Annotated in this window: 2 protein-coding genes; one reads left to right on the top strand and one right to left on the bottom strand. The window is 46.6% G+C overall.

All coding sequences use genetic code 11. From position 1 onward, the window contains the following. Nucleotides 1–396: DEAD/DEAH box helicase (locus tag R7040_RS24760; protein ID WP_411978197.1), on the bottom strand; the 396-nt coding region annotated here is incomplete at its 3' end. Between the two features lie 223 nt (nucleotides 397–619). On the opposite strand from R7040_RS24760, the gene R7040_RS24755 reads away from it, so the two are divergent. Then, complete coding sequence (locus tag R7040_RS24755) at nucleotides 620–1,081, top strand: GNAT family N-acetyltransferase (protein WP_318097314.1); 462 nt, start codon at nucleotides 620–622, stop codon at nucleotides 1,079–1,081.

The following is a 1,081-nucleotide window of genomic DNA, read 5'->3' as shown; positions in this document are numbered from 1 at the left end:
ACGATCGGCTTCATCCAGCACCAATGTATTCAACTCTTCCAAGTTAATACGGCCTTTCTCAAGGTGATCCAGAATACGCCCCGGAGTACCAACAAGGATATGTGCACCATGCTCTAACGAACCAATTTGCGGTCCCATCGGCATACCGCCGCACAACGTAAGTACTTTAATGTTATGGATACCACGCCCTAGCGTTCGAATTTCTTTCGCAACTTGATCCGCCAGTTCGCGAGTCGGACACAGCACCAAAGCCTGCACGCGAAATCGTTTTACGTTTAGATTTGATAGCACGCCAAGACCAAACGCAGCTGTTTTACCCGAGCCCGTTTTACCCTGACCAATTACGTCACGCTGATTCAAAATCGCCGGTAAGCTTAACGCTTGAATTGGCGTCATATGGGTGTAGTTCAATGAATCCAGCGTTTCTAGTAGCGCTGGGTTCAGGCCTACTTGGTCAAAAGTTTGTTTGCTCACAGGGAATATCCTCAGGTGGGATGAAAAAGAGGGCACATTATCGCCAGATTTTCTGGGAAGACCAGTGAAAATTAACCATTGTTAATGAGTATTGAAACAAAAGCGAGTACATTCAGGCACTCTACTATCATTATGGACGACGGACATGACCACTTGGATCACTTTGCCTTTTGCTCAACTAACTACCTTACAACTGTATGAGATGCTGCGCTTACGCGTCGACGTGTTCGTCGTCGAGCAAACTTGCCCGTACCCGGAGCTAGATGGTAAGGATATTATTGACGGCGTTCATCACCTACTCGGCTACCACAATGATGAATTAGTTGCCTGCGCTCGGCTTCTGCAAGCGGAAACCACTAACAATAACGTCAGTATTGGCCGAGTCGTGACCAAACAAACAGCCCGAGGTGGTGGCTTAGGCCATCAGCTAATCACACAAGCCATCCAAGCATGCTCTACGTTATGGCCCGAAAAAACCATAGACATTGGTGCACAAGAACATCTTATCGATTTTTATGCTCACCATGGATTTGAAGTTATTTCTGACAGTTACTTAGAAGATGGAATTCCACACGTAGACATGCGCAGGAAGCATTCGACTCAATAA

Source organism: Vibrio sp. 1069, assembly GCF_033340555.1.
The sequence above is the reverse complement of the archived record's forward strand: the minus strand, read 5'-3'. Positions and strand labels throughout refer to the sequence as shown.

Coding starts and splice junctions, on each gene's coding strand:
- R7040_RS24755 (WP_318097314.1), top strand. CDS start 620: ATGACCACTTGGATCACTTTGCCTTTTGCTCAACTAACTACCTTACAA.